This is a genomic window from Qipengyuania profundimaris (assembly GCF_030717945.1).
Taxonomy (GTDB): Bacteria; Pseudomonadota; Alphaproteobacteria; order Sphingomonadales; family Sphingomonadaceae; genus Qipengyuania; species Qipengyuania profundimaris.
The window spans coordinates 1,652,350-1,677,653 of the sequence record NZ_JAVAIM010000001.1 but is presented as its reverse complement, the minus strand read 5'-3'; the positions used below and the strand labels follow the sequence as shown (position 1 = coordinate 1,677,653).

The window sequence follows — 25,304 nt, the reverse complement described above, 5'->3', positions numbered from 1 at the left end:
TCTTTACGGCTTACATATTCGATACCCACAGCGCATGATTGGAAATGCGCGCCATCGGGATATTAACCTTCGACCCAGTCGGATTGCGGGATGCCGAGCAATTTCAGGATAGACGTCAGGTTCTCGTTCGCAATCCGGCCATTGGCCGCATCGCGCGCTTTGAGCTTGGCGCGATAGGCAATGCCGTAATCCGCCGCCTCGATCATCGGAATGTCGTTCGCCCCGTCGCCGGTGGCCAGCACCCTTGCCCCTTCGCCCAACTGGCCGCGCTCTTCCTCGAGCGTTGCGAGCTTGGTCGAGGCATCGCTTATGGGGCCGGCCAGTTCACCGGTGAGCTTCCCGTCGTGCACACCGAGGCGATTGCCGACGACCCGTTCAAATCCCAATCGCTCCGCGACCGGGTCAGCGAAATGATGGAAGCCTCCGGTCACCAGGACGGTGCGGCACCCTTTCTCGGTGAGCGTCGCCACCAGCGTCCTCGCGCCAGGGACAGGCACGATCCGTTCGGCCAAGCATCGGTCGATGGCTGTTTCCTCCAACCCCTCAAGCAGGCTCACTCGCTCGGTCAGCGCGTCGGCGAAATCGAGCTCGCCGCGCATGGCCCGTTCCGTGATGGCCGCGACCCGCTCTTTCAAACCGGCGAACTCTGCCAGTTCGTCGATGCATTCCTGCCCGATCATGGTCGAATCCATGTCCGAGACGAACAGGCGCGGCACCTCGATTTCGTGATCCGCGACGAGCAGATCGACATCGCCGAAATGCTCGACCAGCAGTGCGGTCAGCTGCGCGGCATCTCCGTGAGGAAGCGCGAATTGCAACACATCGCCACAGAAATCGAGCATGCCCGCCATCGCGACGGGCATGCCCGCATCGGCGAGCGCTCGCGTTGCCGTATCGACACGGGTTTCGATGCCTTGCTGGTCTGCTATCAGCCGGGCGATGAGCACTGCGCAATCTCCTGAAAAACCGTCGGTCGCGCTCATTGCAGGGCCGACTGCGAGCGGCAAGAGCGATCTCGCGGTGCGGCTGGCGCAGCGGCTGGAGGCAAGCGGGCGGCGCAGCGCGGTGATCAATGCGGATAGCCAGCAGGTCTACCGCGACCTGCATATCCTCTCCGCCCGCCCGAGCGCGGAAGAGATGGGCGGCATCGCGCACCGCCTGTTCGGCACATGGGATGGCGCGGAGGCCTGTTCGGCAGCCGACTGGGCCATTGCCGCAAAAAACGAAATTGCGCAGGTCCACGCCAATGGCGGAGTCCCGATCCTGTGTGGCGGGACGGGTCTCTACATGCGCACGCTGCTTGACGGCATCTCCCCAATTCCCGCTATCGACCCGAGCATTCGCGAGACTGTGAGGGCGCTCTCGGTGGAAGAATTGCGAGGAGCCTTGGTGGGAGAGGACCCCGAAGCGGCCGGTCGGCTCGGCCCGCGAGACGTGCAGCGCATGGCGCGCGCGCTGGAGGTCGTCCGCTCGACCGGACATCCGATCGTCTATTGGCAGGATCGCCCGACCGGCGGGATCGGCACAGAGATCGCGCTGCATCCGCTGGTGCTGCTGCCCGATCGCGAGTGGCTTTACGCGCGCTGCGATGTACGGTTCGAACGCATGCTCGATGGCGGCGCGCTGGCAGAGGTGGAAGCGCTTCTCGCCCGCAAACTCGATCCGGCGCTCCCGGTCATGCGCGCCATCGGTGTGCCGGAGATCGCGGCCCTGCTCGAAGGCGAACTATCGCGCGACCAAGCTATCGCCGCTGGGCAGACCGCCACACGCCAGTATGCCAAGCGCCAATACACCTGGTTTCGCAATCAGCCACCGCCCGGCTGGCCGCGAGCGGATAACAAAACTATCGCGGAATACGATTTTTTTGTTTCTTTATTTCACGAAGGCGGTTGACCGCGTAATGCCAAGAGGCGTATCAGGATTGCTGTCGGCCCGGTGCTTCAGACCCCAGCACCGGGCCGATTTGTGCCTAGGACCTAGCCATATGGCCCGGAGGATGACGTGACGGACGAGCGCAGCGGTGCTGCCATATTGATCGATTGCCTCAAGCGGCAGGGTGTCGAATTCGTGTTCGGCTATCCTGGCGGCGCGGTGCTGCCGATCTATGACGAGCTCTTCGCAGACGAAGACATCCGCCACATCCTCGTGCGGCACGAAGCCGGTGCGGCGCATGCGGCCGAAGGCTATGCCCGCTCCACCGGCAAGCCCGGCGTGGTCCTCGTCACCAGCGGACCTGGCGCGACCAATGCGGTGACCGGCATTGCCGATGCCTATATGGACTCGATCCCGATGGTGGTGATCACGGGCCAGGTGCCCACTGCGCTGATCGGCACCGATGCCTTCCAGGAAGCCGACACGGTCGGGCTTACGCGTCACTGCACCAAGCACAACTATCTCGTGAAAGACCCAGAGCGACTGCGCGCCACGATCGACGAGGCGTTCCGCATCGCGACTACGGGTCGCCCGGGCCCGGTCGTGGTCGACATTCCCAAGGACGTGCAGATCGCGCTGGCCGATGCGAGCGCTCAGGACGAGACGCCCCTGCCTTCGCACCGCTACCAGCCCCGCATGGTCGGCGCGGCGGACGAGATCGCCGAGGCGGTCGAAATGATCGCGAAGGCAGAGCGCCCTGTGTTCTACACCGGCGGCGGCGTGATTAATGCGGGCCCGCAGGCGTCCGAGACGCTTCGCCAGCTGCAGTCAGCGACGAATGCCCCTGTAACCAGCACTCTGATGGGGCTCGGTGCCTTTCCCGCCGATCATCCCGACTGGCTCGGCATGCTGGGTATGCACGGCACTTACGAAGCCAATATGGCGATGAACAAGGCGGACCTGATCATCGCAGTCGGCGCACGCTTCGATGATCGCGTGACCGGGCGGCTAGACGCATTCGCCCCCCAGGCGAAGAAGATCCACATCGACATCGACCGCGCGCAGATCAACAAGATCGTGCCCGTCGACCTCGGCATCGTCGGCGATTGCGCACATGTACTCGAGCAACTGCTCGAAGGTCTCAAAAGCCGCAAGATGCGCGACCTGAGCGAATGGAAGGCCCGCATCCTCGGCTGGAAGGCGCGCGACTGCCTCGCCTATCCCGACAAGGGTGGCGACCTCATCATGCCGCAAAAGAGCGTGGAGCGCCTCTTCGCCCTGACGCGGGATCGCGATCCGATCATCACCACTGAAGTCGGCCAGCACCAGATGTGGGCGGCACAATATTTCGGGTTCATGGGTCCGAACAAATGGCTCACCAGCGGCGGCCTAGGCACCATGGGTTACGGCCTGCCCGCGGCGATCGGCGCGCAGCTCGGCAATCCGGACAGACTGGTCATCGATATCGCGGGCGAGGCCAGCATTCAGATGAACATTCAGGAACTCGGCACGGCGAGCCAGTATCGCCTGCCGGTCAAGGTTTTCATCCTCAATAACGAATACATGGGCATGGTCCGCCAGTGGCAGGAACTGACCTACGAAAGCCGCTATTCGAACAGCTATTCCGACAGCCTGCCGGACTTCGTGAAGCTGGCCGAGGCCTATAGCTGGAAAGGCGTCCGCATCGAGGACGAAAGCCAGCTCGACGCCGGGATCGAAGCGATGCTCGCGCATGAGGGGCCGGTCATCGTCGATTGCAGGGTGGCCAAGGAAGCCAACTGCTTCCCGATGATCCCCAGCGGCGCGGCGCATACCGACATGTTGCTCTATGGCGACCAGGTCGGCGGCACAATGGACGACGAAGCGAAGGCCCTAGTCTGATGGGTATGGACGCAAAAATACCGTCCGAGTTCGCACAACAGGCCGAACGCCGCGTCTGGTTCGATCGTCAGCACGCCGAGCAAATGCTCGACTGGATTGAGGATAGCGGGCAGCGTTTTCTCGGTATGGATGTTGCCCAGAAGCAGGACGACGGCAATTGGGTACTCTTGCTGGAGACCTTGGACCTCAGCCGCCAGACCGATAATTTCGAAGCCATTCGGCGCGGTCGGGATTTCCTACGGGAATACGATGGCGCCGGGCGGATGTTCGAACCGGTTTGGGAGGGACGTTCGACGTGAAAATCGCAGAGCAAGCGTCCGAGCGGCACGTCCTCAACGTGATCGTCGACAACGAGCCCGGTATTCTCGCGAAGATCACCGGCATGTTCACGGCGCGTGGCTATAATATCGACAGCCTGACCGTGGCCGACATTTCGGAAGACCACGCGATCAGCCGCATCACCGTCGTGACGCGCGGCCCGGAACCGGTGATCGATCAGATCCGCGCGCAGCTGGAACGGCTCGTACCGGTGCACAAGGTCATCGACCTCACCGAAAGCGGCGCGCATGTCGAGCGCGAGCTGGCGCTGGTCAAGGTCGCCGGCAAGGGCGACAACCGGGTCGAGGCGCTGCGCATCGCAGAACTGTTTCGCGCCAATGTCGTCGACACCACTACCAGCAGTTTCGTTTTCGAGCTGACCGGCGCGCCGGACAAGATCGACAGCTTCATCGCCCTGATGCGCGAACTCGGCCTGGTCGAGGTCGGCCGCTCGGGGATCGTGGGTATGATGCGCGGAGCGGAGAGACACTGAAGGACACCACCGCTCGTCATCCCGGCGAGGGCGGGGATCCCGCTCACTTGCGGGACCGAGCGACATGACAGGAAGCGGGACCCCCCGCCTGCGCGGGGGTGACGAGAGAACAAAAGGACCAAGACACGTGCAAGTCTATTACGATGCCGATTGCGACCAGCAGCTGATCAAGGACAAGAAGGTCGCCATCGTCGGCTATGGCAGCCAGGGCCATGCCCACGCCCAGAACCTGCGCGATAGCGGGGTCGGCGAAGTCGTCATCGCGCTGCGCGAGGGATCGGCCACGGCGAAGAAGGCGGAAGGCGCGGGCTTCATCGTCAAGACCGTTTCGGAAGCTGCCGAATGGGCCGACGTGCTTATGATCCTCGCGCCCGACGAGCACCAGGCCGCGATCTACGCGAACGAAATCGCAGGCAAGATGCGCCCCGGCACCGCCCTCGCTTTCGCACACGGCCTCAATATCCATTTCGGCCTGATCGACCCGCCAGGCGATGTCGATGTCATCATGATCGCCCCCAAGGGCCCCGGCCACACCGTGCGCGGCGAATATATTAAGGGCGGTGGCGTTCCCTGTCTCATTGCGGTCCATCAGGAGAGCAGCCAGTCCGGCGGCAACGGCTTTGCCAAACAGCTCGCGCTCTCCTACGCCAGCGCCGTCGGCGGCGGGCGCAGCGGCATCATCGAGACCGATTTCAAGGAAGAGTGCGAGACCGACCTTTTCGGCGAACAGGCCGTGCTGTGCGGCGGGATCACCCACCTCATCCAGGCCGGTTTCGAAACGCTGGTCGAGGCCGGATATGCGCCCGAAATGGCCTATTTCGAGTGCCTTCACGAAACCAAGCTGATCGTCGACCTGCTCTATGAAGGCGGTATCGCCAATATGCGTTACTCGATCTCGAACACCGCCGAATTCGGCGACATCAAGACCGGCCCGCGCATCATTACCGACGAAACCAAGGCCGAAATGGGCCGCGTGCTCAAGGACATCCAGTCGGGCCGCTTCGTCAAGGATTTCGTGCTCGACAACCAGGCCGGTCAGCCCGAACTCAAGGCAAGCCGCAAGGCCGCAGCCGCGCATCCGATCGAGAAGACCGGAGCGCAGCTTCGCGCCATGATGCCGTGGATCGGCGCGAACAAGCTGGTCGACAAGGAACGCAACTAGTCGAAATCCCGGTGACTTTGGCAGAGCGCACGGGAAGCATGGCGGGATGACCGACATGTCCTTTTCTTGCGCTTGCGGCACCGTGACCGGGTCTATCACCGACGTCGGTCCGAAACAGGGCGATTACGTCTATTGCCACTGCACCGACTGTCAGGCGGTCCCGAAGCTACTCGGCGCGGAGGAGCGCATTCTCGAGCGTGCCGGTGGCACTGCGCTCTACCAGACACGCTGCGCGCGATTGCGCTTCGCATCCGGCGAGGACAGGCTGGCGGGGGTTCATATGACGGACAAACCGACGCTGCGCTGGTATGCCGGCTGCTGCGATACGCCTTTGTTCAATACCTACGCCAACGGCAAGCTGCCTTACACCACAATCTTGCTAGCCAATTGCGACGAGGCCGGGCGAGCGGCGCTTGGTGAGCCAAGCGGACACTTGCATCTTGCCGACGCGCCGGGCGAAACCGGCGATCTGAAACCGATGTCGATGGCAGCCCTGCTGCGCAGCTTCTTCAAGCGTCTGGTCAAGGACATCGTCTCCGGCGACAGGCGGCGCAATCCGCTGTTCGATCCGAAAACGCTCGAGCCGATTGCGACACCTCGCCGGCTTACCCCCGGGGAACGCGAGGCGCTCGGATAGTGTGATCGCCTTTTTGTATCGGCGATAGACGGAACGGCGCAGCGTTCCAGGTTTTCTGTGAGCGAACCTTTCAGGAGACCGACCATGAAAAAGCCGATCCTCGCCCTCGCTCTCGCCGCCAGCGGCACGCTCGCCGTGACCTCCATCTCGGCACAGGAGCAGACGCAGATCCCGGGCACGATGGACGTCAGCCGTGTTGCCGCGGGCAGCTACGCGCTCGACCCTGCGCATACGCTGGTCGAGTGGAGCGTCAGCCATTTCGGCTTCAACGACTATTTTGGGCTGTTCGGCGATATCGAAGGCACGATGACGCTCGATCCGGCGGATATCGCCGCCACCGAGTTCGACATCACCATTCCCATCACCAGCGTCGCCGTGCCCAGCGAAGGGCTGCGCGATCATCTCCTGCGCCCCGGTGAAGATGGTGCAGAGCCAGACTTCTTCGGTGCCGAGCCTGAGGCAGCGCGCTTCGCTTCGACGTCGGTGCGCCAGACCAGCGACACCACTGCCGTCGTGACCGGCCAGCTTACGATGAACGGCAATACCGGCCCCGTCACCATGGCGGTGCAGTTCACCGGCGCAGGCCAGAACCCGATGAGCGAAGCACAAACGGTCGGCTTCCACGGCCGCGCCACAATCGACCGCACCCAGTGGGGCGTGAGCTATGGTGCGCCGATGATCGGCAGTGAAGTCGATCTCGACATTTCGGCAGCCTTCGAACTGCAGTAAGCCCTCTCGACAAGCGCATCGCGAGCCGCCACGAGCCATTTGATGCGCTTGTCCGACTGCCACAACATCGACGATTTCCGGAAACTGGCCAAGGCGCGGCTGCCCTGGCCGGTTTTCGATTACATCGACGGGGCTGCCGACGACGAGTTGACCAAGGCGCGCAACACCAGCGCCTTCGACGATGTCGATTTGGTGCCCGACGTGTTGGCGGGCGTGGGCGCGATCGACACCAGTTGCACCATCATGGGCCGCAAAAGCGCCCTGCCGCTTATGCTCAGCCCGACAGCGCTGCAGCGCGCCTTCCACCGCGATGGCGAGCGGGCGGTGGCAAAGGCGGCGGACAAGTTCGGCGTGTGGTTCGGCATTTCCAGCCTGGCCACACATTCGATCGAGGAGATCGCCGGGCTCACTGAAGGCCCGAAGCTGTTCCAGCTCTACGTCCACAAAGACAAGGGCCTGAACGCCAGCATGATCGAACGCTGCCAGCAGGCAGGCTTTGATGCGCTGGCGCTGACGGTCGACACGATCGTCTCCGGCAAACGCGAGCGATGCCTTCGCTCGGGCTTCACGACGCCGCCGCGCTTCACCCCCTCTGCATTATGGAGCTATGCAACCCGGCCGCGCTGGACGCTGGACTACGTTTTCGGACCGAAGTTCCGCCTGCCCAATCTCGATGGGCACGTGCAGGAAGGCAGCGGCAAGGCCGTGAGCATCCAGGACTATTTCAACACCATGCTCGACACCGGCATGGACTGGGACACTGCCGCACGGATCCGGCAGGACTGGGGCGGGACCTTCGCGCTCAAGGGCGTGATGAGCGCCGCCGATGCCCGCCGCGCGGTGGAGATCGGCGCCGATGCGATCTGGATATCGAACCACGGTGGGCGCCAGCTCGACGGCAGCCGCGCGCCCTTCGACCAGCTGCGAGAGATCGTCGATGCGGTCGGCGGCGAGATCGAGATCATCCTAGACGGCGGCGTCCGGCGCGGGACGCATGCGCTGAAGAGTGTGGCCGCCGGAGCCACGGCGGCGAGCGGTGGGCGGCTCTATCTCTACGCACTGGCAGCTGCCGGGCAGGAGGGCGTCGAACGCGCGCTGCTGATACTCAAGGAAGAGATCGAGCGCGGCATGCGGTTGATGGGCGTGACATCTGTCGACCAGCTGACCCCGGACCGGTTGCGCTGGCGCTAGAGCATCTGGCCGAAACAGTTCCGCAATTCGCCGACGAACAGCTCCGGTTGCTCCCACGCCGCAAAGTGGCCGCCCTTTTCGAGTTCGTTCCAATAGACGAGGTTGGTCAGGCTGCGCTCCACCCATTCGCGCGGGGCCGGCAGGATTTCCTCCGGGAAGGCGCTCGCACCCGCAGGGATCGCGACCGTCCCCTCGCCGAACGACCCGAAGCTCTCCCAATATAACCGCGCCGCCGATGCGCCGGTTGCGGGCAACCAGTAGAGCATGATGTCGTCGAGCACTTGATCCATCGACAGCGCATCCCACGGCGAGCCGCCATTGTCGGTCCAGTAGAACACCTTCTCGAGGATCCAGGCCGCCAGCCCGACGGGCGAATCGACCAGCGAGTAGCCGATCGTCTGCGGGCGCGTGCTCTGCTGCTTGGAATAGCCCGAGTCCCAATCGCGGTAGAAACCCAGCTTGAGCAGCGCGCGCTGCACCTTGGGGTCGGTGCTCTGCATGTCCTCCGGACCAGGCCGCCCGATCGGCATGTTGAGATGGATGGCCCGGCACCCTTCCGGCGCCAGCTGGCCGATCGCGGTCGTCACCGCTGCGCCCCAGTCCCCGCCTTGCGCGACCCATCCAGAATAGCCGAGCCGCTGCATCAGCTCGGCCCAGGCGCGAGCAATTCTTTCCACGCCCCACCCCGTACCCGTCGGCTTGCCGGAAAAGCCATAGCCGGGCAGCGACGGCGCGACGACATGGAACGCCGGTTGGTCAGGGTCCGCAGGCTCGGCCAGCTCGTCGATCACACCGAGGAATTCCACCAACGATCCCGGCCAGCCATGCGTGATGACCAGCGGGATCGCGTCCTCGCGCGAACTGCGGCGATGGAGGAAGTGGATCGACAGACCGTCGATCTCGGTCGCGAACTGCCCGATGGAATTAAGCCGCGCCTCGCAGCGCCGCCAATCATATTCGATCCGCCAGTACGCAACGAGTTCCTTGAGTGCCGCCAGCTTCGTGCCTTGCGACCAGTCCTCGACCGTTTCCTCCTCCGGCCAGCGTGTGCGGTCGAGCCGATCCGCCAGATCCACCAGGGAGTCCTCGGAAATATCGAGAGCGAAGGGTTCGATCTTGCTCATCCCTCGCTCTCCCGGGCTTTTTTCGATGCCGCCATCACGCGTTCGACATCGGCGAGCAGGATGGTGCTCGTCGCCTTGGCCAGCACGGTACCTTTGCTGTCTAACAGGTGCCCTTCGTAAAAACTGGTCTGCCGCCCATGCCGCTCGACCCAGGCTTCTGCGACCACCAGGCCGGGGCGGGTCGGGGCGAAATAGCTGACCTTCAGCTCCAGCGTCATCGGCACGATCCCGCTGCCGTTCTTCGCCATCGCCGCATGCGCCATGGCGGCGTCGATCCATCCGCTGATGAAGCCGCCCTGCACCACGCCGCCCGAATGGCATTGCTCCGCTTTCGCCATATATTCGAGGCTCGCGCGGCCCTCCGGATCGGTCGAGACGATCCGCACCAATCCCATCGTCTCGTATAGCGAATGCCCTTCGGCCATGCCCCAGCTCTCCCAACCGTGAAATATAATTTCATGGGATGCCTAAGACTGTTTTGCTTTACAACCCCGTTCCACCCCAGCATAGCTTCGCGCATGCAAACTGCACTCGGCCTGCTTCTGCGACTTACGCGCCCTTGGGCGTGATAGCTGGCGTGCCGGACCGGGTGCGCTGAGCGCCCAAGGGACCGACCGACCACTTCCCGCTTCGCACAACCCGAGACTTTCCCGATGCCCATGCTCTCAGACCCGAGCGCCAAATATGCCGCTTTCCCGCAGGTTCCGCTGATCGATCGCCAGTGGCCGAGCCGCAGGATCACCGCCCCGCCCCGCTGGCTCAGCACCGATTTGCGCGATGGCAATCAGGCGATCGTCGATCCGATGGACGCGCACAAGAAGAACCGCTTCTTCGACCTGCTGGTCGAGATCGGTGTGAAGGAAATCGAGGTCGGCTTCCCGAGCGCAGGCGCGACCGAGTTCGACTTCATCTCCGGCCTCGTGCAATCGGACCGCGTGCCCGACGACGTGATCGTGCAGGTCCTGACACAAAGCCGCGAGGATTTGATACGCACCAGCTTCGCCAGCCTCACCGGGGCGAAGCAGGCCATCGTCCATCTCTACAACGCCGTCAGCCCCGCCTGGCGCGAGGTCGTCTTCGGGATGAGCAAGGATCAGGTGCGCGACATCGCCGTGAAGGGCGCGAAGGTCATGCGCGACGAGGCGGGCAAGCAGCCCGATACGGACTGGCATTTCCAGTACTCGCCCGAAACCTTCTCCACCGCCGAGCTCGATTTCAGCCTGGAGGTTTGCGAGGCCGTGATGAAAGTCCTGGCACCCACGCCCGAGCATCCGATCATCCTCAACCTGCCCGCCACGGTCGAGGCGGCGACGCCGAACATCTACGCCGACCAGGTCGAATATTTCATCCGCAATCTGCCGAACCGCGAAAGCGCGGTGATCAGCCTCCACACGCATAACGATCGCGGCACCGGGGTCGCGGCGGCGGAGCTGGCGCTGATGGCGGGCGCGGACCGGGTGGAAGGCTGCCTGTTCGGCAATGGCGAGCGCACCGGCAATTGCTGCCTCGTGACCATGGCGCTCAACATGTACACGCAAGGCATCGATCCGAAGATCGATTTCTCCGACATCGACCGAGTGATCGAAACAGTCGAATATTGCAACGAACTGCCCGTCCACCAGCGCCATCCCTATGGCGGCGAGCTGGTCTACACCGCCTTTTCCGGCAGCCATCAGGATGCCATTAAGAAGGGTTTCGCTGCGCACGAAAGCCAGAACTCGCCGCAATGGCGGGTGCCTTACCTGCCCATCGATCCGGCCGATCTCGGCCGGAGCTACGAAGCGGTGATCCGCGTCAATTCGCAGTCTGGAAAGGGCGGCTTCGCCTGGGTGCTTGAGCAGGACAAGGGTCTCAAGCTGCCCAAGAAAATGCAGGCCGACTTCAGCCCGCGTGTCCAGCGCATGGCCGACGAACTGGGCCGCGAGCTCAACGCCGCAGACATCTGGCGCGCTTTCCAGCAGGCCTATCACGTGCAGACCGAGGACAAGCACTTCCAGCTGGTCGACTACGAGGAACGCCGCGCAACCGACGGAACGCGCCTGTTCAGCGGCACCATCGCCGTCGAAGGCACGGAGCAGTCGGTCTCGGGCCGCGGCAACGGCCTGATCTCCAGCGTGCTCTCGACCATCGAAGACGCCTTCGGCCTGTCCCTGGAAGTGGTCGACTACACCGAACACGCCCTCACGACCGGTCGCGACAGCCGCGCCGCCGCCTATCTCGAATGCCGCGACGCGGACGGCCGCACCATCTGGGGTTGCGGTATCGACGAAGATGTCGCGACCGCGAGCGTCAGGGCCGTATTGAGCGCAGCGAATTCGGCTATCGATTAAGGCGATTTCCCAGCAAAATCGAAATGAAAGAGTAAGGTTTTCCGGCTATTAACATTCTCGACGGGCCAAAGAGCCCGCTCGGGTACGCATATCGATGACCGGCACCAACACTCCTACGCTGTCCGCGAAGGATGGCGACATCTGGGCCCTTTGGCCCGATGGGAGAGGTGCAATCAATCTCGGCAACGAGGAAGCCTTCTGGGCGGCGGCGGCAAACCTTTACGACGAGCTGCATCCCGAAACCCCGGAACGACCCGAGGCAGCGATGGCAACTGCTCCGCAAATCGATGATCGCTCTTCCCTTCCGCCAGCGGAAACCCGCAAGCAGGCGGAGCGCGTCGAGGCCAGACACGGGGTGACGATCGTGGGCCGGGTCTATGGCCAGGGCGGCAGCCGCGAGGCGACGATCTTCGATCTGTCCGCCCACGGGTGCCGGGTTGAGGATCGAAGTCTTGCGAGGCCCGGTTCGCGCGTCACTATCAAGATCGGCTCGATCGGCCCGCTCGGAGCGGTCATCAGATGGCGAACCGACGACATGGTCGGCCTGAAATTCGAAAGCCCGCTTTATCCCTCCATACTCGAGCATATCCGCAACGAGGTAAGCCTTCGATAGATCGGCGTGTCCGCAAGGGGGGTGATGACCGCTACTTTGACGTGCAAGTTTCCTACTCGACCAGCATGACCTAGAGCGGCGCCATGCAGATCGCTAGCATTCGCTCCATCTACGCCTTTTCCAGCCCTCCGCGCATGCGCCCCTGCTTTTTCTTGCCAGGACAGTGGTCCATGTGGTCCATGTGACGGGACTGGCACGGGGGCCTTCCAACATGGGTCCTACAGCGCCGGCGCGTAGAGGAGAGAGCCTGTTATGACCGCGACCGAAGAGATCATCGAGCCCGATCTGCCGATCATCGACCCGCACCATCACCTCTGGGATTTGCGACCGTTGGTGCCGTCATTTCCCGAACCGCGGCACGACTTTATCGAAGCAATTGCGGGCGCGGACTATTACACTTTCGACGAGCTATTCGCGGACACGCACTCGGGCCACAACGTCGTCGGCACGGTGTTTATGGAATGCGGCGCCTTCTATGATGCGAGCCGGGATGAGGCCATGAAGCCGGTCGGCGAGGTCGAGTTCGTCAACGGCGTTGCAGCCCAGGGGGCGAGCGGGCTCTATGGCGAATACCGCCCCTGTACGGCAATCGTCGGCCATGCGGATCTGACCCGGGGCGATGCGGTAAAGCCGGTAATCGAGGCACTGATCGCAGCGGGCAACGGGCGGTTTCGGGGGATCCGCCATGCGGCTGCCTGGGATGCCGATCCCGATGTGCTCGGCCCGCCCTTCCATGCGCCGGAAGGGCTCTACGGTTCGGACGCCTTCCGCGCCGGCTTCGCAGCCTATGCCGACTACGGCCTGACCTTCGATGCCTGGCTGCTGGAGCCGCAACTGGGCGATGTGCTGGAACTGGCGAAGGCGTTTCCCGACCAGCAGATCGTGCTCGACCATTGCGGCACGCCGCTCAACATCGCGTGCTATCGTGGCAAGCTGCACGAGCGTTTCGACATCTGGCGCAAGTCCATCCACGCGCTGGCCGAGTGCCCGAATGTCGCGGTCAAACTGGGAGGGCTGGCGATGGCGTTCTGCGGTCTGCCCGAAGACGGCCCGGCCAAGGGCTACGGGTCGGAGCATTTGGCCGCCCTCTGGCGACCCTATATCGAGACTTGCATCGAGGCGTTCGGGCCGGATCGCAGCATGTTCGAGAGCAACTATCCCGTCGACCGCTGGGGCGCGAGCTATCCGGTCCTGTGGAACGTCTTCAAACGGCTCGCACAGGGCTACAGCGCGGATGAGAAGCATGCGCTGTTCGCAGGCACCGCCGCGCGGATCTACGGCATCGAGGACGTACTGCCCGCCGCCTGATCCTTACGTAACGTCAATCTCGACAAGCTCCCTTGCGCGCCATAGGTCGCAACCTGCAACCGACCTGAGAGGACCTGCCGCATGCCCCTGCCCGCCCCGTTCGACAAGCTCCGCATCCCCGTCATCGGCTCGCCGCTGTTCATTGTTTCGGGGCCGGAACTGGTCATCGCGCAGTGCAAGGCGGGTATCGTCGGCGCATTCCCGGCGCTGAACGCGCGACCGCAAAGCCAGGTCGACGAGTGGCTGCACCAGATCACCGAGGAACTGGCCGCGCACAATCGCGACAATCCGGACCGCCCGGCCGCGCCCTATGCGGTCAATCAGATCGTCCACAAGTCGAACGACCGGCTCGATGCCGACATGCAGACCTGCGCCAAGTGGCAGGTGCCCATGGTCATCACCTCGCTCGGCGCGCGCGAGGAGGTGTTCCAGGCGGTCGACAAGTGGGGCGGCATCACGATGCACGACGTCATCAACGACCGCTTCGCGAGGAAGGCGATCGAAAAGGGCGCAAGCGGCCTTATCCCGGTCGCTGCCGGTGCGGGTGGCCATGCCGGTACGCTCAGCCCCTTCGCGCTGATGCAGGAAATCCGCAGCTGGTTCGACGGGCTGGTCGCCCTGTCGGGCTCGATCGCGCATGGCCGCTCGATCCTGGCCGCACAGGCACTGGGCGCAGACTTCGCTTATATCGGCTCGCCCTGGATCGCCGCCACCGAAGCCAATGCGGATGAAAACTACAAGAAGGGCATCGTCGAAGGCGATGCGAGCGGGATCGTCTATACCAACCTCTTCACCGGTGTGCACGGCAACTACCTGCGCTCGAGCATCGAAGCCTCAGGACTCGATCCGGACGATTTGCCGGAAAGCGACCCCAGCAAGATGAACTTCGGCAGCGGGGGCAATACCAAGGCCAAGGCGTGGAAGGACATCTGGGGGTCGGGCCAGGGCATCGGTACGGTCAAGGAAAGCGCCCCGGTTGAAGCGACGGTCGCGCGTCTGGAGCGCGAGTACGATGCTGCTAAGAGCGCGCTTGCCGAAGCGACGGCCTAGGCTTCGCGCCAGAGATCCTCAGCCAGGGCATCAAGATCGGCGAAATCGGGAGCCGAGCAGCGGGAATCCTTGCTGCTGAGGCGCGGCGCGCGGCGCGGGTTGAGCAAGTTGAGCCGGAGCCTGTCCTGCAGGCGCGCGAGACGGTCGAGCGCGTCGATGTGGCGCGCATCATTGCTCCGGCCACGAAGCCGGGACCATGACTGCTCGATCCTGCCGACCTTCTCGATGACCATCTCGTTGTAGTCGCGATGCGGACCCCGATGGAGCGGCATGGCCAGACGCATCGCTGCCTCTTCTAGATGGCAACAAAAGCCCATTGCGACGGAAATCATCGAAGCCGATCCGCCTGGGGCCGAGCTTTTCGAACAACTGGCTAAAGCATGGAAAGCTTAGCAACTGACTTGGTAGCAGATGATGCCGTTGCAATGCGGGGTCGTAAGTCGACATGCCAATTCGGTTGACCGCCCGGAATGGTAGGTGGAGACGCCTCCCCCTTAACTGTCTTGAGTGCGACCTCTCCATCCTTGGCTAGACCGGACCGGCTACCATCACACCTCTGTCTGGTTCGTCCCTTAAAGCCACGGTAGGCCACCCGGGGATCTGGAGCATTTCGGGCATATCCTGCGTCGCGAACCCGACGACTTCGTGGATGATGCGTGAGGCCAGACGCGACGCTGCAACATGGTCCACGCGCAATTGTGGACTCACCACCAGTTCGCGATCCGTGAAGAACGCAAGCCCGTCCGATCTGATTCCTCCGTCGTCCGATGGTTCGAAGCCAACCAAGCCGGGAGCGGGAAAAGCACCGCCGTCGAGCCAAGCCAAGATCAGGCGTTCGAACAGGCTCGCCTCCAGCGCGCAACCTGAGGGCGTCCAGACGATGCGTCGCGCGCCTTCGATGGCACTCGCGAGTTGTGCACCGAGGGCGAGCATGGTGCGGACGACCGGCAGGGTATGGGCACCCTCTGCCAGATGCGGCCCAGGGAAAAGGCCGATAGCTTCGAGCGCGATGTTCTCGGAAGCGGCTGAAAATCCAAATCGATGCCGGGGCTCGAGCGCCTTTACACCCGGTCCCGGCGCCAACCCTAGGAGATCGAAAGTGAGGCCATCTTTAAGAACCTCCAGCCACCGCTCCTCATCCGGCCCGTTGGATGCGTCGGCTTCGGGCGCGGGATCGAAACTGATGGAGGTTCGATCGAGCTTGGCGAGCAAATCACGAACATCCGCCCCGCTCGGTCGATATCCAGCGTCAACCAACAGCAAAACGCCGGCAGCCCGCCCTTGCGCTTCAGCATGCGCAATCGATCCATTCCTGCCAGCTATGACCGCGCCCTCCAGTCCCGTACCCTCAATCTGGCATGTAGCCGAGCGTTGTCGAATTAAATAGACGCGATTAAGTCCGATCCGGTTGCTTCAACTTAAAAAATCCCAAGCTCGAGACCTTGGGCGAGAGCCTCGCCGAGCACCTTTGCATCTATAAGGTCACTCTTTTCGACTTCCTTTTGGGCCTCGATCTCCGCCTGCGACTGGGCTTCGGTGACGACGATAAAGGGATCGGCAACTCGCTTCAGCCGCCATCCCGTTGCAATCCGGTCGAGCTGCCGCTGTGCGCCTTCGCCATCGCTGCCGGCAGCGATGATGCTGCCATAGGGCCGCCCTTCGATCTTACCGAGAACCGGATAGTAACAGCGGTCGAACATTTCTTTCATCTGCCCGCTCATCGTCGCGAGATTTTCCGGGCAGGCAAAAAGATAGCCCGATGCATCGAGCAAATCCTGTGGTTCGACATCGCGGGCGGGCTTCAGCAAACCGGCATCACCTGCTCCCTCCGCAGCAGCGGCAGCAAGCGCCTCGGCCGTGCCCGTTCGGCTATGCCATATGATAAGGAGCTGGGGTGACGGCATATCACGCTCCTTCGCTGGCGGCTGTCGATTGTCAACAATCCACCGTTCCCTGACCGGGCCTGCTGTTCTAAAACCATCGCATGGCATCGCAGGCTCTCTCACACGTATTCGGCGTCTCGCAATCCCTCACAGGGCGCGCGTGGCGCTGGCGAGGCGGCAATATGGAGCTAGGCGCAGGCGCCGGGTCCGGACGCGATATCGTCGACCAGCTGATGATCGCGCGCGGCGTGGCGCCGGAGGATATCGATCGGCATCGCCAGCCGACGCTGCGCAACTTCCTGCCGGACCCCTCGATCTTCCAGGACATGGAGACGGCGGCGGACCGCCTTGCTCAAGCCGTCCTCGCGCATGAACAAATCACGATCTACGGCGATTACGATGTCGATGGCGCAACCAGTTCGGCTTTGCTAATCCTCCTCCTGCGCGAGCTTGGCGTCGAGGCCGATTATTACATTCCCGACAGGCTGTTGGAAGGGTACGGTCCGTCGGGCGAGGCGCTGGTGAAACTGGGCGAGAACGGCAGCAGCCTCGTGGTCACGGTCGATTGCGGCGCGATGGCGCATGACGCGCTCGCCATGGCGCATGACGCGGGCGTGGATGTGATCGTCGTCGATCACCACAAATGCGCGGCCGAGCTGCCGAAGACAATCGCGCTTGTGAACCCCAACCGGCTGGACGAAGCCGACGATGCTGCGAGCCACGGGCACTTGGCAGCAGTTGGCGTCGCGTTCCTGCTGGGCGTCGCGCTCGTCCGCACTTTGCGCGAGCGGGACTACTTCGCCGATCGGCCCGAGCCCAATGTGCTGGGCTTGCTGGACCTCGTGGCGCTGGGCACGGTGGCCGATGTCGCCGCGCTCCATGGCCTCAATCGCGCTTTCGTATCGCAGGGCCTCAAAGTCATGGCGAAGCGCGAGAATATCGGCATGGCGGCGCTTATCGACGCGAGCCGGCTGAAGCGTGCCCCCGCCTGCTCCGACCTCGGATTTGCACTTGGCCCGCGTATCAATGCCGGCGGACGGGTCGGTGAGTCGACCCTTGGCGTGCGTTTGCTCACGACGCGAGATCCTGACGAGGCGCGAGACATCGCGGCCCAGCTTTCGGCGCTCAATGACGAACGTCGGGCTATCGAGGCGGCCGTGCAGGAAGAGGCCGAGCAACAGCTTGCCGGCCAGCACAATCGCGCCGTTCACCTGCTCGCCGGCGAAGGGTGGCACCCGGGCGTTATCGGCATCGTCGCCGGGCGAATAAAGGAGAAAACTGGGAAACCCTCGCTCGTCATCGCGCTCGACGCGGAAACGGGCCAAGGCAAGGGATCTGGCCGCTCGATCGCTGGCGTCGATCTCGGTGCCGCCATCATCAGGGCCAAGGACGAAGGTCTGCTGGTCGCGGGCGGTGGCCATGCCATGGCAGCCGGCCTGACCGTGGATGCAGCCCGGATCGAGGATCTCTCGGACTGGCTCGACGCGACGCTGGAGGCACAGGTTTCGCGGGCGTCGGCCAGTCGGGAAATGCTGCTCGACATCGCCGTCGCTCCCGGCGGACTGGTGCCCGATCTCATAGCTTCGCTCGATGAAGGCGGACCCTACGGCGTGGGCTGGCCCGGGCCGCGCGTCGCCGTGGGGCCGGTGCGGCTGGTCAAGTGCGATATCGTCGGTGCAGACCACGTGCGGATCATCGCATCCGGAGACGATGGTCGCAGCTTCAAGGGGATCGCCTTTCGCGCCGCCGACAGCGAGATGGGCCAGGCGCTGCTGCACGGCTCGAAAGGGCGCAAGCTCTGGCTCGCCGGCCGCGCCAAGATCGATGACTGGGGTAGCCGACCGCAAGCGGAATTACACCTCGAGGATGCCGCCTGGGCAGATTGACACGCGCATCGACCGGAAGCACCGCATTGGAGGGTTGACGCCCCGCTCCACCCCGCCTAAGTGCGCCGCCACGCCACCGATGTGGCCCCTTCGTCTAGCGGTCTAGGACGCGGCCCTTTCACGGCTGAAACACGGGTTCGAGTCCCGTAGGGGTCACCACGGTGGCGTTTTGCATTCCGGCGATCCGATTGGTGTCGCTCCGGCATGTGGCCCCTTCGTCTAGCGGTCTAGGACGCGGCCCTTTCACGGCTGAAACACGGGTTCGAGTCCCGTAGGGGTCACCACCACTTCCTTACATGTGACAACTTTGCGAATGTGGTTGGCACGCGCGTGCTTGCGCCGCTAAGCGGCCTGTCGATGGTTGCGCCCCGCCTTCCGCTTCCGGGACTTTTGCTCGCACTCGCGACGTGCATCATACTCGCCTTCGCCGGTGTGGACCTGCTGTACGTGGTCACGATCCTTCTCGTGTGGGCCGGGTCGCTCTGGCTGGTGCATTCCGAGCCCCCTGCCCCTCAGCACGAAACGAATGGCAGAGGCTTTTCTCGGGAGTCGATGGGAGAGCTGTTCGAACATTCCGAAACGCCCATCGTCATTACCGAACGCGACCGGGTGACCATCGCCAATCTCGCCGCGCGAGGCCTGCTCGGTTCGCACATTCTTGGCCAGGATGCCCGAATGGCGCTGCGCCAGCCGGAGGCGGTGCGCCTGCTCGACCGCGATGCAGACGGCAGTGCGATTGTGCGCGGCCTGTCCCGCCGCAACGATATCTGGCGGATCAATCGCAAGAAGCTCGACGATCAGCTGGCAGTCGTGGAATTTGTCAACAAGACCGCCGAGGCCGACATCGCACGCGCGCACACGGACTTCGTCGCGAATGCCAGCCATGAACTTCGCACGCCCCTCGCGGCCATCATCGGTTACGTCGAAACCCTGAGCGAGGATGCGGGCAATCTGGAGACGAAGACCGCCGAGCGATTTCTCGATACGATCCAGCGCGAAGCGAAGCGTCTGCAAAATCTAGTCAGCGACCTCATGTCCCTCTCGCGCATTGAAGCGGAAAAGCACGATTTGCCAAGCGCGCGCATCGAGCTTTCGGGTCTGGTAGAATCAGCCGCGCGGGACGGTGCCGGTAACGAACGGCTCGATCGCCTCGACGTCGCGACAAGTGGCCAGTTCTTCATCCGGGGCGATGCCCAGCAGCTCGAGCAGCTCGTCCGCAACCTCGTCGACAACGCGCTCAAATATGGCCACGCCGACCAGCCTGTGACGATCCGCTTGCATCCGCGCGGCGACAATCGGGTGCGACTGACGGTCACGGACAGGGGTGATGGCATCGCTGCCGAGCACATCCCGCACCTCACGCGGCGCTTCTATCGCACCGATCCCGGTCGTAGCCGCGCTTCGGGCGGAACCGGCCTCGGCCTCGCAATCGTCAAGCATATCGTCGAACGCCACCGCGGACGGCTCGATGTGGAAAGCACTGTTGGCGAAGGCACTCGCGTCACGGTTACGCTGCCGTTGGACAGCGAAGAGTTAGGCAACTGACGCTTCTCAACGAGCGAGAGTTCACTGCTGGCCTACAGCTTGTCCACTGTCGAGCACGACCGCGACCATAGCCTGTCACAATAGTGTAATTTGTCGGTCATAGGGGCGTCGCCGGATCGAAACATTCCCGTCCAAGGAACTCCAATGAACCGCATGATTCGCCTCTCCGTGGCAGCGGCAGCGCTCAGCTGCACGATGGCCACCCCCGTACTCGCGCAGGATGTCACGGTGTCTTCCGACGAGCTGGCAGCCATGCGCGCGCAGCTCCAGGCGATGAACGCCCGCATCGACCAGCTCGAAAGGGAGCTCGCGACCGCTAAGCAGGTCAACACGGCTCAGGACGAGGTCATCGCTGCCAATTCTGCAGCTGCCGAATCGGCGGCCGATCCGGTCGTCGAGGAACTCGCCAAGAGCGATGGGTGGAGCTTCAAGCCGCGCGGTCGCCTGATGTATGACGCTGGCTTCACCAACGCCCCGGAGTCGACTGGCGCCGCCGACGGCTTCGGCAATGAAGTCCGCCGCGCGCGCTTGGGTGTCTCAGGCGATATTCCGGGCGGCTTCGGCTACAAGTTCGAGGTAGACTTCGCGGGCAACGAAATCGACGTTGCGGATGCGATCCTCACTTACGGGGACGGACCCCTCGAAATCGCAATCGGCCACCATAATAATTTTCAGTCGCTCGAAGAGCTGACCAGCAGCCTGCACACGACCTTCATCGAACGCGCCGCCTTTACCGACGCCTTCGGCTTCGAGCGTCGCATCGGTGCATCGGTCGCCTACGAAGCCGGTATCGTGCTCGCCCAGGCCGGTGTCTTCACGGACAATTTCGACGACACGGACACCAAGAACCGCGGCGTGGACGGTCGTCTCGTGATCATGCCCAAGATGGACGATGCCCAGCTGCACTTCGGCGGCTCGGTCCATTACAACGACATCGACGAGGTCGGCGGGACCGTGCGCTATCGCCAGCGCCCGCTGGTGCATTTTACCTCGGAGCGTTTCGTCAACACCGGCAATCTCGGTGCCGAAAGCGAGTTCGGACTGGGCCTAGAAGCTGCCGCAATCGCCGGACCGTTTCATGCCGCCGCCGAAGGTTTTTGGCAGACCGTCAACATGCCCGGCGCGATGGGGGATCCGACCTTCTTCGGGGGCTATGCCGAACTTGGCTACTACCTGACGGCAGGCGATACGCGGGGCTACAAGGCCGGCAAGTTCGATCGGACCAAGCCGTCTAGCCCTGTCGGCAAGGGCGGCATCGGATCCGTGCAATTCAACCTGCGCTACGACTATCTCGACCTCAATGACGCAGGTATCCTTGGTGGAACGCAGAACGGCTACCTCGCCTCACTGATTTGGAAGCCGACCGCTTATGTGCTGTTCGGCGTGAATTACGGCCTGCTCGAATATGACAACGCCGTCATCCCGACCGCCGACGGTGATACGTCCTATTCCGTGGACGCCTTCGGCGTGCGCGCCCAAGTGGACTTCTGATCCGCCGTCAGACTTCTGTCGCAACCCTGTAACATCGAAGCGCTTATGCGCCGCTAGTTAACACGTAAGGGATCTATCATGACCAAGACCAAATCCTTCATTTTCGCTGCAGTCTCGGCTGCCGCTCTCGCCGCTTGCGGCGGCGGTGCGGGCGATTCCGGTTCGCGCGATTCGATCCGTGCGGTCGGTTCCTCGACGGTGTTCCCCTTCGCCAAGGCCGTCTCCGAAGCCTTCGCGCGCTCGAATCCCGACTACAAGAGCCCGATCATCGAATCGACCGGCACCGGCGGGGGCATGAATCTGTTCTGCTCGGGCGTCGGCGCAGATACGCCGGACATGACCCACGCCTCGCGCCGCATGAAGGCCAGCGAATTTGCCGACTGCCAGGCCAATGGCGTCAACGAAATCACGGAAATCCAGGTCGGCCTCGACGGTATCGCCTTCGCATCGGCGCAGGGCGGCATCATGATGAATTTGACCCCGCAGCATGTGTACGAAGCGCTTGCTGCAAATCCCTATGGCGAAGAGCAGACCAACGAAACCTGGTCCGACGTCGATCCGTCGCTCCCCAACGAGCCGATCCTCGTTTACGGCCCACCCAGCACGTCGGGCACGCGCGATGCACTGAAGGAACTGGTCCTCGAAGTAGGCTGCGACACCAATGCCGAAATGAAGGCGCTCAAGGACAGCGACGAAGATCGTCACGCACAGCTGTGCACCGAAGTGCGTTCGGACGGGGCCTATGTCGACCAGGGCGAGCAGGACAACCTCATCGTCCAGAAAATCGAAGGCAATCCCAAGGCCGTCGGCGTCTTCGGCTACAGCTATCTCGAAGAGAATGCGGACAAGGTCCAGGGCCTGCCGATGAATGGCGTCGAGCCGACCTATGAGAACATCGCCAACTTCGACTATCCCGGTGCCCGTCCGCTCTACGTCTATGTGAAGAAGGCCCACCTCGATGCCATTCCGGGCCTGCGCGAATACCTTGCCCAGTGGACCACCATGTGGGGCAAAGGCGGGGAACTCTCGAAGATCGGGCTTGTCGCATCGCCTGACGACGTTATGGCGGCCAACACCAAGGCGGCGACCGAGTACACAACGCTCGACGGCGCGCAGCTGAAGTAAGGCAAGCACACTAGCGTATGTCACCGACCATCCTGCTTCTCCTGGCCCTCGGCCTCGGGCTCGCCGGATGGTTGGCGGCCCGCGCGCGCGCCTGGACGCTCCGCCGCGAAAGCGCTGACGGGCGGCTGTCGAGCCTACCGACTTACCATGCGTGGTATGTCGCGCTATGGATCGTGCTGCCCGTCCTTGCCTTCGTCGCGTTGTGGAGTGCGATTGCGCCCGGTCTCATTAGCCAGGCGGTGCTGTCCAGCCCTGCGGCGGCCGATCTTCCGGCCTTCGGATTTCAGCGCCAGACGATCCTGAACGAAGCCCGCGCGGTCGCGACCGGTGCGGCGCCTGCCGTGTTCAATCCGCAGGCGCGCGATCTGGTCGAGCCCTTCCGGGACGCGCTGTCCTATTACAACACGATCGGCATAGTGGTTACCTTACTGATCGCGTTCCTTGCGGGCACGTGGGCATTCCTGCGCCTCAAGCCGGACTTCGCCGCCCGCACGCGGGTGGAGCGAATCGTGATGGCGATCCTGCTGGCCGCATCGTTGGTCGCCATCCTGACGACCATTGGCATCCTCGCTAGCCTCATCTTCGAAACCGTGCGCTTCTTCGGCATGGTTTCCCCGATCGATTTCCTGTTCGGCACCCATTGGGGACCGGACCCGATGGCCAATCCCGACAATCCGGACGCCTCGCGATATGGCGCCATCCCGCTGTTCTGGGGCACGCTGTTCATCGGTGCGATTATCGCCATGATCGTGGCAATCCCGCTAGGCTTGATGAGCGCGATCTACCTCACGCAATATGCCAACCCGAAGGTCCGCTCGTGGGTCAAGCCGGCTCTCGAGATCCTCGCTGGCGTGCCGACGGTGGTCTATGGCTATTTCGCTGCACTCACCATCGCGCCCGCAATTCGCGACCTCGCCATCGACCTCGGCGCCTCAAACCCATCCAGCGAAAGCGCGCTGGCGGCAGGCCTGGTCATGGGCGTGATGATCATTCCCTTCGTCAGCTCGATGGCCGACGACAGCATCGCGGCGGTCCCGCAATCCATGCGCGACGGCAGCCTGGCGATGGGCGCGACCACCAATGAAACCATCCGCCGTGTATTAGTGCCGGCAGCACTGCCCGGCATCGTGGCAGGCGTCATGCTGGCCATCAGCCGCGCGATCGGCGAGACGATGATCGTGGTGATGGCAGCCTCGACCGCCGCAAACCTCAGCGGTAATCCGCTCGAATCGATGACCACGGTGACCGTGCAGATCGTCGCCATGCTTACGGGCGAAGGCAGTTTCGATCATCCGGCTACGCTGAGCGCCTTCGCGCTCGGTTTCGTGCTCTTCATGGTCACCCTCGGCCTCAACTTCGTCGCCCTGCGCGTCGTCAAACGGTATCGCGAAGCTTATGAGTGAAGAGGCCGCCACCATGCGCGCCCCGACGCGCACCTCCGCCTTCGAAGCGCGGCTGAAGAAGCGTTACGCCGCCGAACGCCGATTCAAGGCTATGGGCCTCGGCGCGATACTGTTCTCGGTCGCCGTGCTGGTTTTCCTGCTCGGCACGATGACGATCAATGGCATCGGCGGCTTCCAGCGCGTCGAAGTGGAAGTGCCCATCGATTTCACGCAGGCCGGCATATCCGCCGATGCTTCGACCATGGCGCAATCGGGGGCAATTCAGTCTCTCGAAGCGCAGGGGCTGCCTGATGTCGTGCAATATTTCGCCACCGAAGCGCTCGGAGACGAAGCGGCCGAGCAGCTCGGCGGGCAGGCGTGGCGCGATGTTGCAGCCGCGATTGCGGCCGATCCCGGGATCCTGCGCGAACAAGTGACCTTCTCGCTGCCAGCCTCGGCCGACCTGGCTTCCGGATATGAGGGCGAAGGCTCGCCGGAGATGCAGGCGCTTGCGAACTCGCTCTACGAGCAGGGCCGGATCGGCAAGAATTTCGACCCGGGGTTTCTCTCCCGCGCCGATGCCACTAACCCGCAGCAGGTCGGCATATGGGGGGCGCTCAAGGGCTCGATGCTGACGATGGTGGTCACGCTGTTGTTAGCTTTCCCGATCGGCGTGCTGGCGGCGCTCTATCTTGAGGAATACGCGCCGAAGAACAAATGGACCGACATCATCGAGCTGTCGATCAACAATCTCGCGGCGGTCCCGTCGATCATCTTCGGCCTGCTCGGCCTCGCTGTTTTCCTGACGATCTTCCCGAACCTGCGCTCCGCGCCGGTGATCGGCGGCATGACGCTGGCCCTGATGACCATGCCGGTGATCGTCATCGCGGGCCGGAATGCGATCAAGGCCGTCCCGCCGAGCATCCGCGACGGCGCGCTGGCCGTCGGCGCCTCGCCGGTACAAGTCGTGTTCCATCACGTCCTGCCGCTCGCCCTGCCTGGCATCCTTACCGGCACGATTATAGGCATGGCTCGCGCCCTGGGCGAGACCGCACCGCTGCTGATGATCGGTATGCGCGCCTTCGTAGCAACCCCGCCCGATGGGTTCACTTCGCCTGCGACTGTTTTGCCGATGCAGATTTTCCTGTGGTCCGATGAAATCGACCGCGGCTTTGTGGAACGCACCAGCGCGGCGATTATCGTGCTATTGCTGTTCCTGCTCCTGATGAACGGACTCGCAATCTACCTGCGCAACAAATTCGAGAAGAGCTGGTGACCGTAGTA

General features: G+C 63.3%; 24 protein-coding genes and 2 tRNA genes. 20 read left to right on the top strand and 6 right to left on the bottom strand.

Going from position 1 to position 25,304, the window contains the following annotated elements; all coding sequences use genetic code 11:
- Positions 1-62: 62 nt before the first annotated feature.
- Entirely contained in the window at positions 63-947 is an 885-nt protein-coding gene (serB, locus tag Q9K02_RS08250; RefSeq protein WP_305932461.1) for a phosphoserine phosphatase SerB, read from the bottom strand.
- On the opposite strand from serB, the gene miaA reads away from it, so the two are divergent.
- The 8 genes from miaA (at position 940) to Q9K02_RS08210 (ending at position 8,283) form a co-directional block, all read left to right on the top strand.
- Complete coding sequence (gene miaA, locus Q9K02_RS08245) at positions 940-1,893, top strand: tRNA (adenosine(37)-N6)-dimethylallyltransferase MiaA (protein WP_305932460.1); 954 nt, start codon at positions 940-942, stop codon at positions 1,891-1,893. The genes serB and miaA overlap by 8 nt on opposite strands.
- Before the next feature lie 108 nt (positions 1,894-2,001).
- Positions 2,002-3,753, top strand: a complete 1,752-nt coding sequence (gene ilvB / locus Q9K02_RS08240) for a biosynthetic-type acetolactate synthase large subunit (protein WP_305932459.1) — start codon at positions 2,002-2,004, stop codon at positions 3,751-3,753.
- The gene (locus tag Q9K02_RS08235) at positions 3,753-4,052 is read left to right on the top strand and encodes a hypothetical protein (RefSeq protein WP_305932458.1); all 300 of its coding nucleotides are present in this window, start codon (positions 3,753-3,755) and stop codon (positions 4,050-4,052) included. The genes ilvB and Q9K02_RS08235 overlap by 1 nt, the downstream gene beginning before the upstream one ends.
- Positions 4,049-4,564, top strand: coding sequence for an acetolactate synthase small subunit (gene ilvN, locus Q9K02_RS08230; RefSeq protein WP_305932457.1), 516 nt, complete (start codon positions 4,049-4,051; stop codon positions 4,562-4,564). Before Q9K02_RS08235 ends, ilvN begins: the two co-directional genes overlap by 4 nt.
- Before the next feature lie 127 nt (positions 4,565-4,691).
- Complete coding sequence (ilvC, locus tag Q9K02_RS08225) at positions 4,692-5,726, top strand: ketol-acid reductoisomerase (RefSeq protein ID WP_305932456.1); 1,035 nt, start codon at positions 4,692-4,694, stop codon at positions 5,724-5,726.
- Positions 5,727-5,772: 46 nt separating this feature from the next.
- Positions 5,773-6,363: a DUF6151 family protein gene (locus Q9K02_RS08220; RefSeq protein WP_305932455.1), complete on the top strand. Its 591-nt coding sequence runs from the start codon at positions 5,773-5,775 to the stop codon at positions 6,361-6,363.
- Between the two features lie 84 nt (positions 6,364-6,447).
- Entirely contained in the window at positions 6,448-7,092 is a 645-nt protein-coding gene (locus Q9K02_RS08215; protein ID WP_305932454.1) for a YceI family protein, read from the top strand.
- Positions 7,093-7,134: 42 nt separating this feature from the next.
- Positions 7,135-8,283: an alpha-hydroxy acid oxidase gene (locus tag Q9K02_RS08210; protein ID WP_305932453.1), complete on the top strand. Its 1,149-nt coding sequence runs from the start codon at positions 7,135-7,137 to the stop codon at positions 8,281-8,283.
- Here Q9K02_RS08210 and Q9K02_RS08205 read toward each other — a convergent pair.
- Together Q9K02_RS08205 and Q9K02_RS08200 are read right to left on the bottom strand one after the other, a co-directional pair.
- The gene (locus Q9K02_RS08205; protein ID WP_305932452.1) at positions 8,280-9,407 is read right to left on the bottom strand and encodes an epoxide hydrolase family protein; all 1,128 of its coding nucleotides are present in this window, start codon (positions 9,405-9,407) and stop codon (positions 8,280-8,282) included. The genes Q9K02_RS08210 and Q9K02_RS08205 overlap by 4 nt on opposite strands.
- The gene (locus Q9K02_RS08200; protein WP_305932451.1) at positions 9,404-9,832 is read right to left on the bottom strand and encodes a PaaI family thioesterase; all 429 of its coding nucleotides are present in this window, start codon (positions 9,830-9,832) and stop codon (positions 9,404-9,406) included. Before Q9K02_RS08200 ends, Q9K02_RS08205 begins: the two co-directional genes overlap by 4 nt.
- Before the next feature lie 228 nt (positions 9,833-10,060).
- On the opposite strand from Q9K02_RS08200, the gene leuA reads away from it, so the two are divergent.
- From leuA to Q9K02_RS08180, 4 genes are all read left to right on the top strand, one after another.
- Positions 10,061-11,737, top strand: a complete 1,677-nt coding sequence (leuA, locus tag Q9K02_RS08195; RefSeq protein ID WP_305932450.1) for a 2-isopropylmalate synthase — start codon at positions 10,061-10,063, stop codon at positions 11,735-11,737.
- Positions 11,738-11,831: 94 nt separating this feature from the next.
- The gene (locus Q9K02_RS08190) at positions 11,832-12,350 is read left to right on the top strand and encodes a PilZ domain-containing protein (RefSeq protein WP_305932449.1); all 519 of its coding nucleotides are present in this window, start codon (positions 11,832-11,834) and stop codon (positions 12,348-12,350) included.
- Positions 12,351-12,602: 252 nt separating this feature from the next.
- Positions 12,603-13,658, top strand: a complete 1,056-nt coding sequence (locus Q9K02_RS08185) for an amidohydrolase family protein (protein ID WP_305932448.1) — start codon at positions 12,603-12,605, stop codon at positions 13,656-13,658.
- An 81-nt stretch (positions 13,659-13,739) separates the two neighbouring features.
- On the top strand, positions 13,740-14,708 hold the full coding sequence (locus Q9K02_RS08180) for an NAD(P)H-dependent flavin oxidoreductase (RefSeq protein WP_305932447.1): 969 nt from the start codon (positions 13,740-13,742) through the stop codon (positions 14,706-14,708).
- On the opposite strand, the gene Q9K02_RS08175 is transcribed toward Q9K02_RS08180, so the two are convergent.
- From Q9K02_RS08175 to Q9K02_RS08165, 3 genes are all read right to left on the bottom strand, one after another.
- Entirely contained in the window at positions 14,705-15,040 is a 336-nt protein-coding gene (locus Q9K02_RS08175) for an AHH domain-containing protein (RefSeq protein WP_305932446.1), read from the bottom strand. The two genes, Q9K02_RS08180 and Q9K02_RS08175, sit on opposite strands and share 4 nt — an antisense overlap.
- A 196-nt stretch (positions 15,041-15,236) precedes the next feature.
- Complete coding sequence (locus tag Q9K02_RS08170; RefSeq protein ID WP_305932445.1) at positions 15,237-15,920, bottom strand: hypothetical protein; 684 nt, start codon at positions 15,918-15,920, stop codon at positions 15,237-15,239.
- A gap of 206 nt (positions 15,921-16,126) precedes the next feature.
- The gene (locus Q9K02_RS08165; protein ID WP_305932444.1) at positions 16,127-16,612 is read right to left on the bottom strand and encodes a flavodoxin family protein; all 486 of its coding nucleotides are present in this window, start codon (positions 16,610-16,612) and stop codon (positions 16,127-16,129) included.
- A gap of 80 nt (positions 16,613-16,692) precedes the next feature.
- Between Q9K02_RS08165 and recJ the strand changes: the two genes are divergently transcribed.
- The 8 genes from recJ (at position 16,693) to pstA (ending at position 25,296) form a co-directional block, all read left to right on the top strand.
- A complete protein-coding gene (gene recJ / locus Q9K02_RS08160; RefSeq protein ID WP_305932443.1) occupies positions 16,693-18,477 on the top strand; it encodes a single-stranded-DNA-specific exonuclease RecJ in 1,785 nt (594 codons plus the stop codon).
- 83 nt (positions 18,478-18,560) lie between these two features.
- A tRNA-Glu gene (locus Q9K02_RS08155) sits at positions 18,561-18,636 on the top strand.
- A gap of 49 nt (positions 18,637-18,685) precedes the next feature.
- Positions 18,686-18,761, top strand: a tRNA-Glu gene (locus Q9K02_RS08150).
- A gap of 268 nt (positions 18,762-19,029) precedes the next feature.
- On the top strand, positions 19,030-20,022 hold the full coding sequence (locus Q9K02_RS08145) for a sensor histidine kinase (protein WP_305932442.1): 993 nt from the start codon (positions 19,030-19,032) through the stop codon (positions 20,020-20,022).
- A gap of 144 nt (positions 20,023-20,166) precedes the next feature.
- The gene (locus tag Q9K02_RS08140; protein ID WP_305932441.1) at positions 20,167-21,513 is read left to right on the top strand and encodes an OprO/OprP family phosphate-selective porin; all 1,347 of its coding nucleotides are present in this window, start codon (positions 20,167-20,169) and stop codon (positions 21,511-21,513) included.
- Between the two features lie 78 nt (positions 21,514-21,591).
- Positions 21,592-22,638: a substrate-binding domain-containing protein gene (locus Q9K02_RS08135; protein WP_305932440.1), complete on the top strand. Its 1,047-nt coding sequence runs from the start codon at positions 21,592-21,594 to the stop codon at positions 22,636-22,638.
- A gap of 17 nt (positions 22,639-22,655) precedes the next feature.
- On the top strand, positions 22,656-24,041 hold the full coding sequence (pstC, locus tag Q9K02_RS08130) for a phosphate ABC transporter permease subunit PstC (protein WP_305932439.1): 1,386 nt from the start codon (positions 22,656-22,658) through the stop codon (positions 24,039-24,041).
- Positions 24,034-25,296 (top strand): phosphate ABC transporter permease PstA, encoded by a 1,263-nt coding sequence (pstA, locus tag Q9K02_RS08125; protein ID WP_305932438.1) that lies wholly within the window; start codon positions 24,034-24,036, stop codon positions 25,294-25,296. The genes pstC and pstA overlap by 8 nt, the downstream gene beginning before the upstream one ends.
- Positions 25,297-25,304 lie beyond the last annotated feature (8 nt).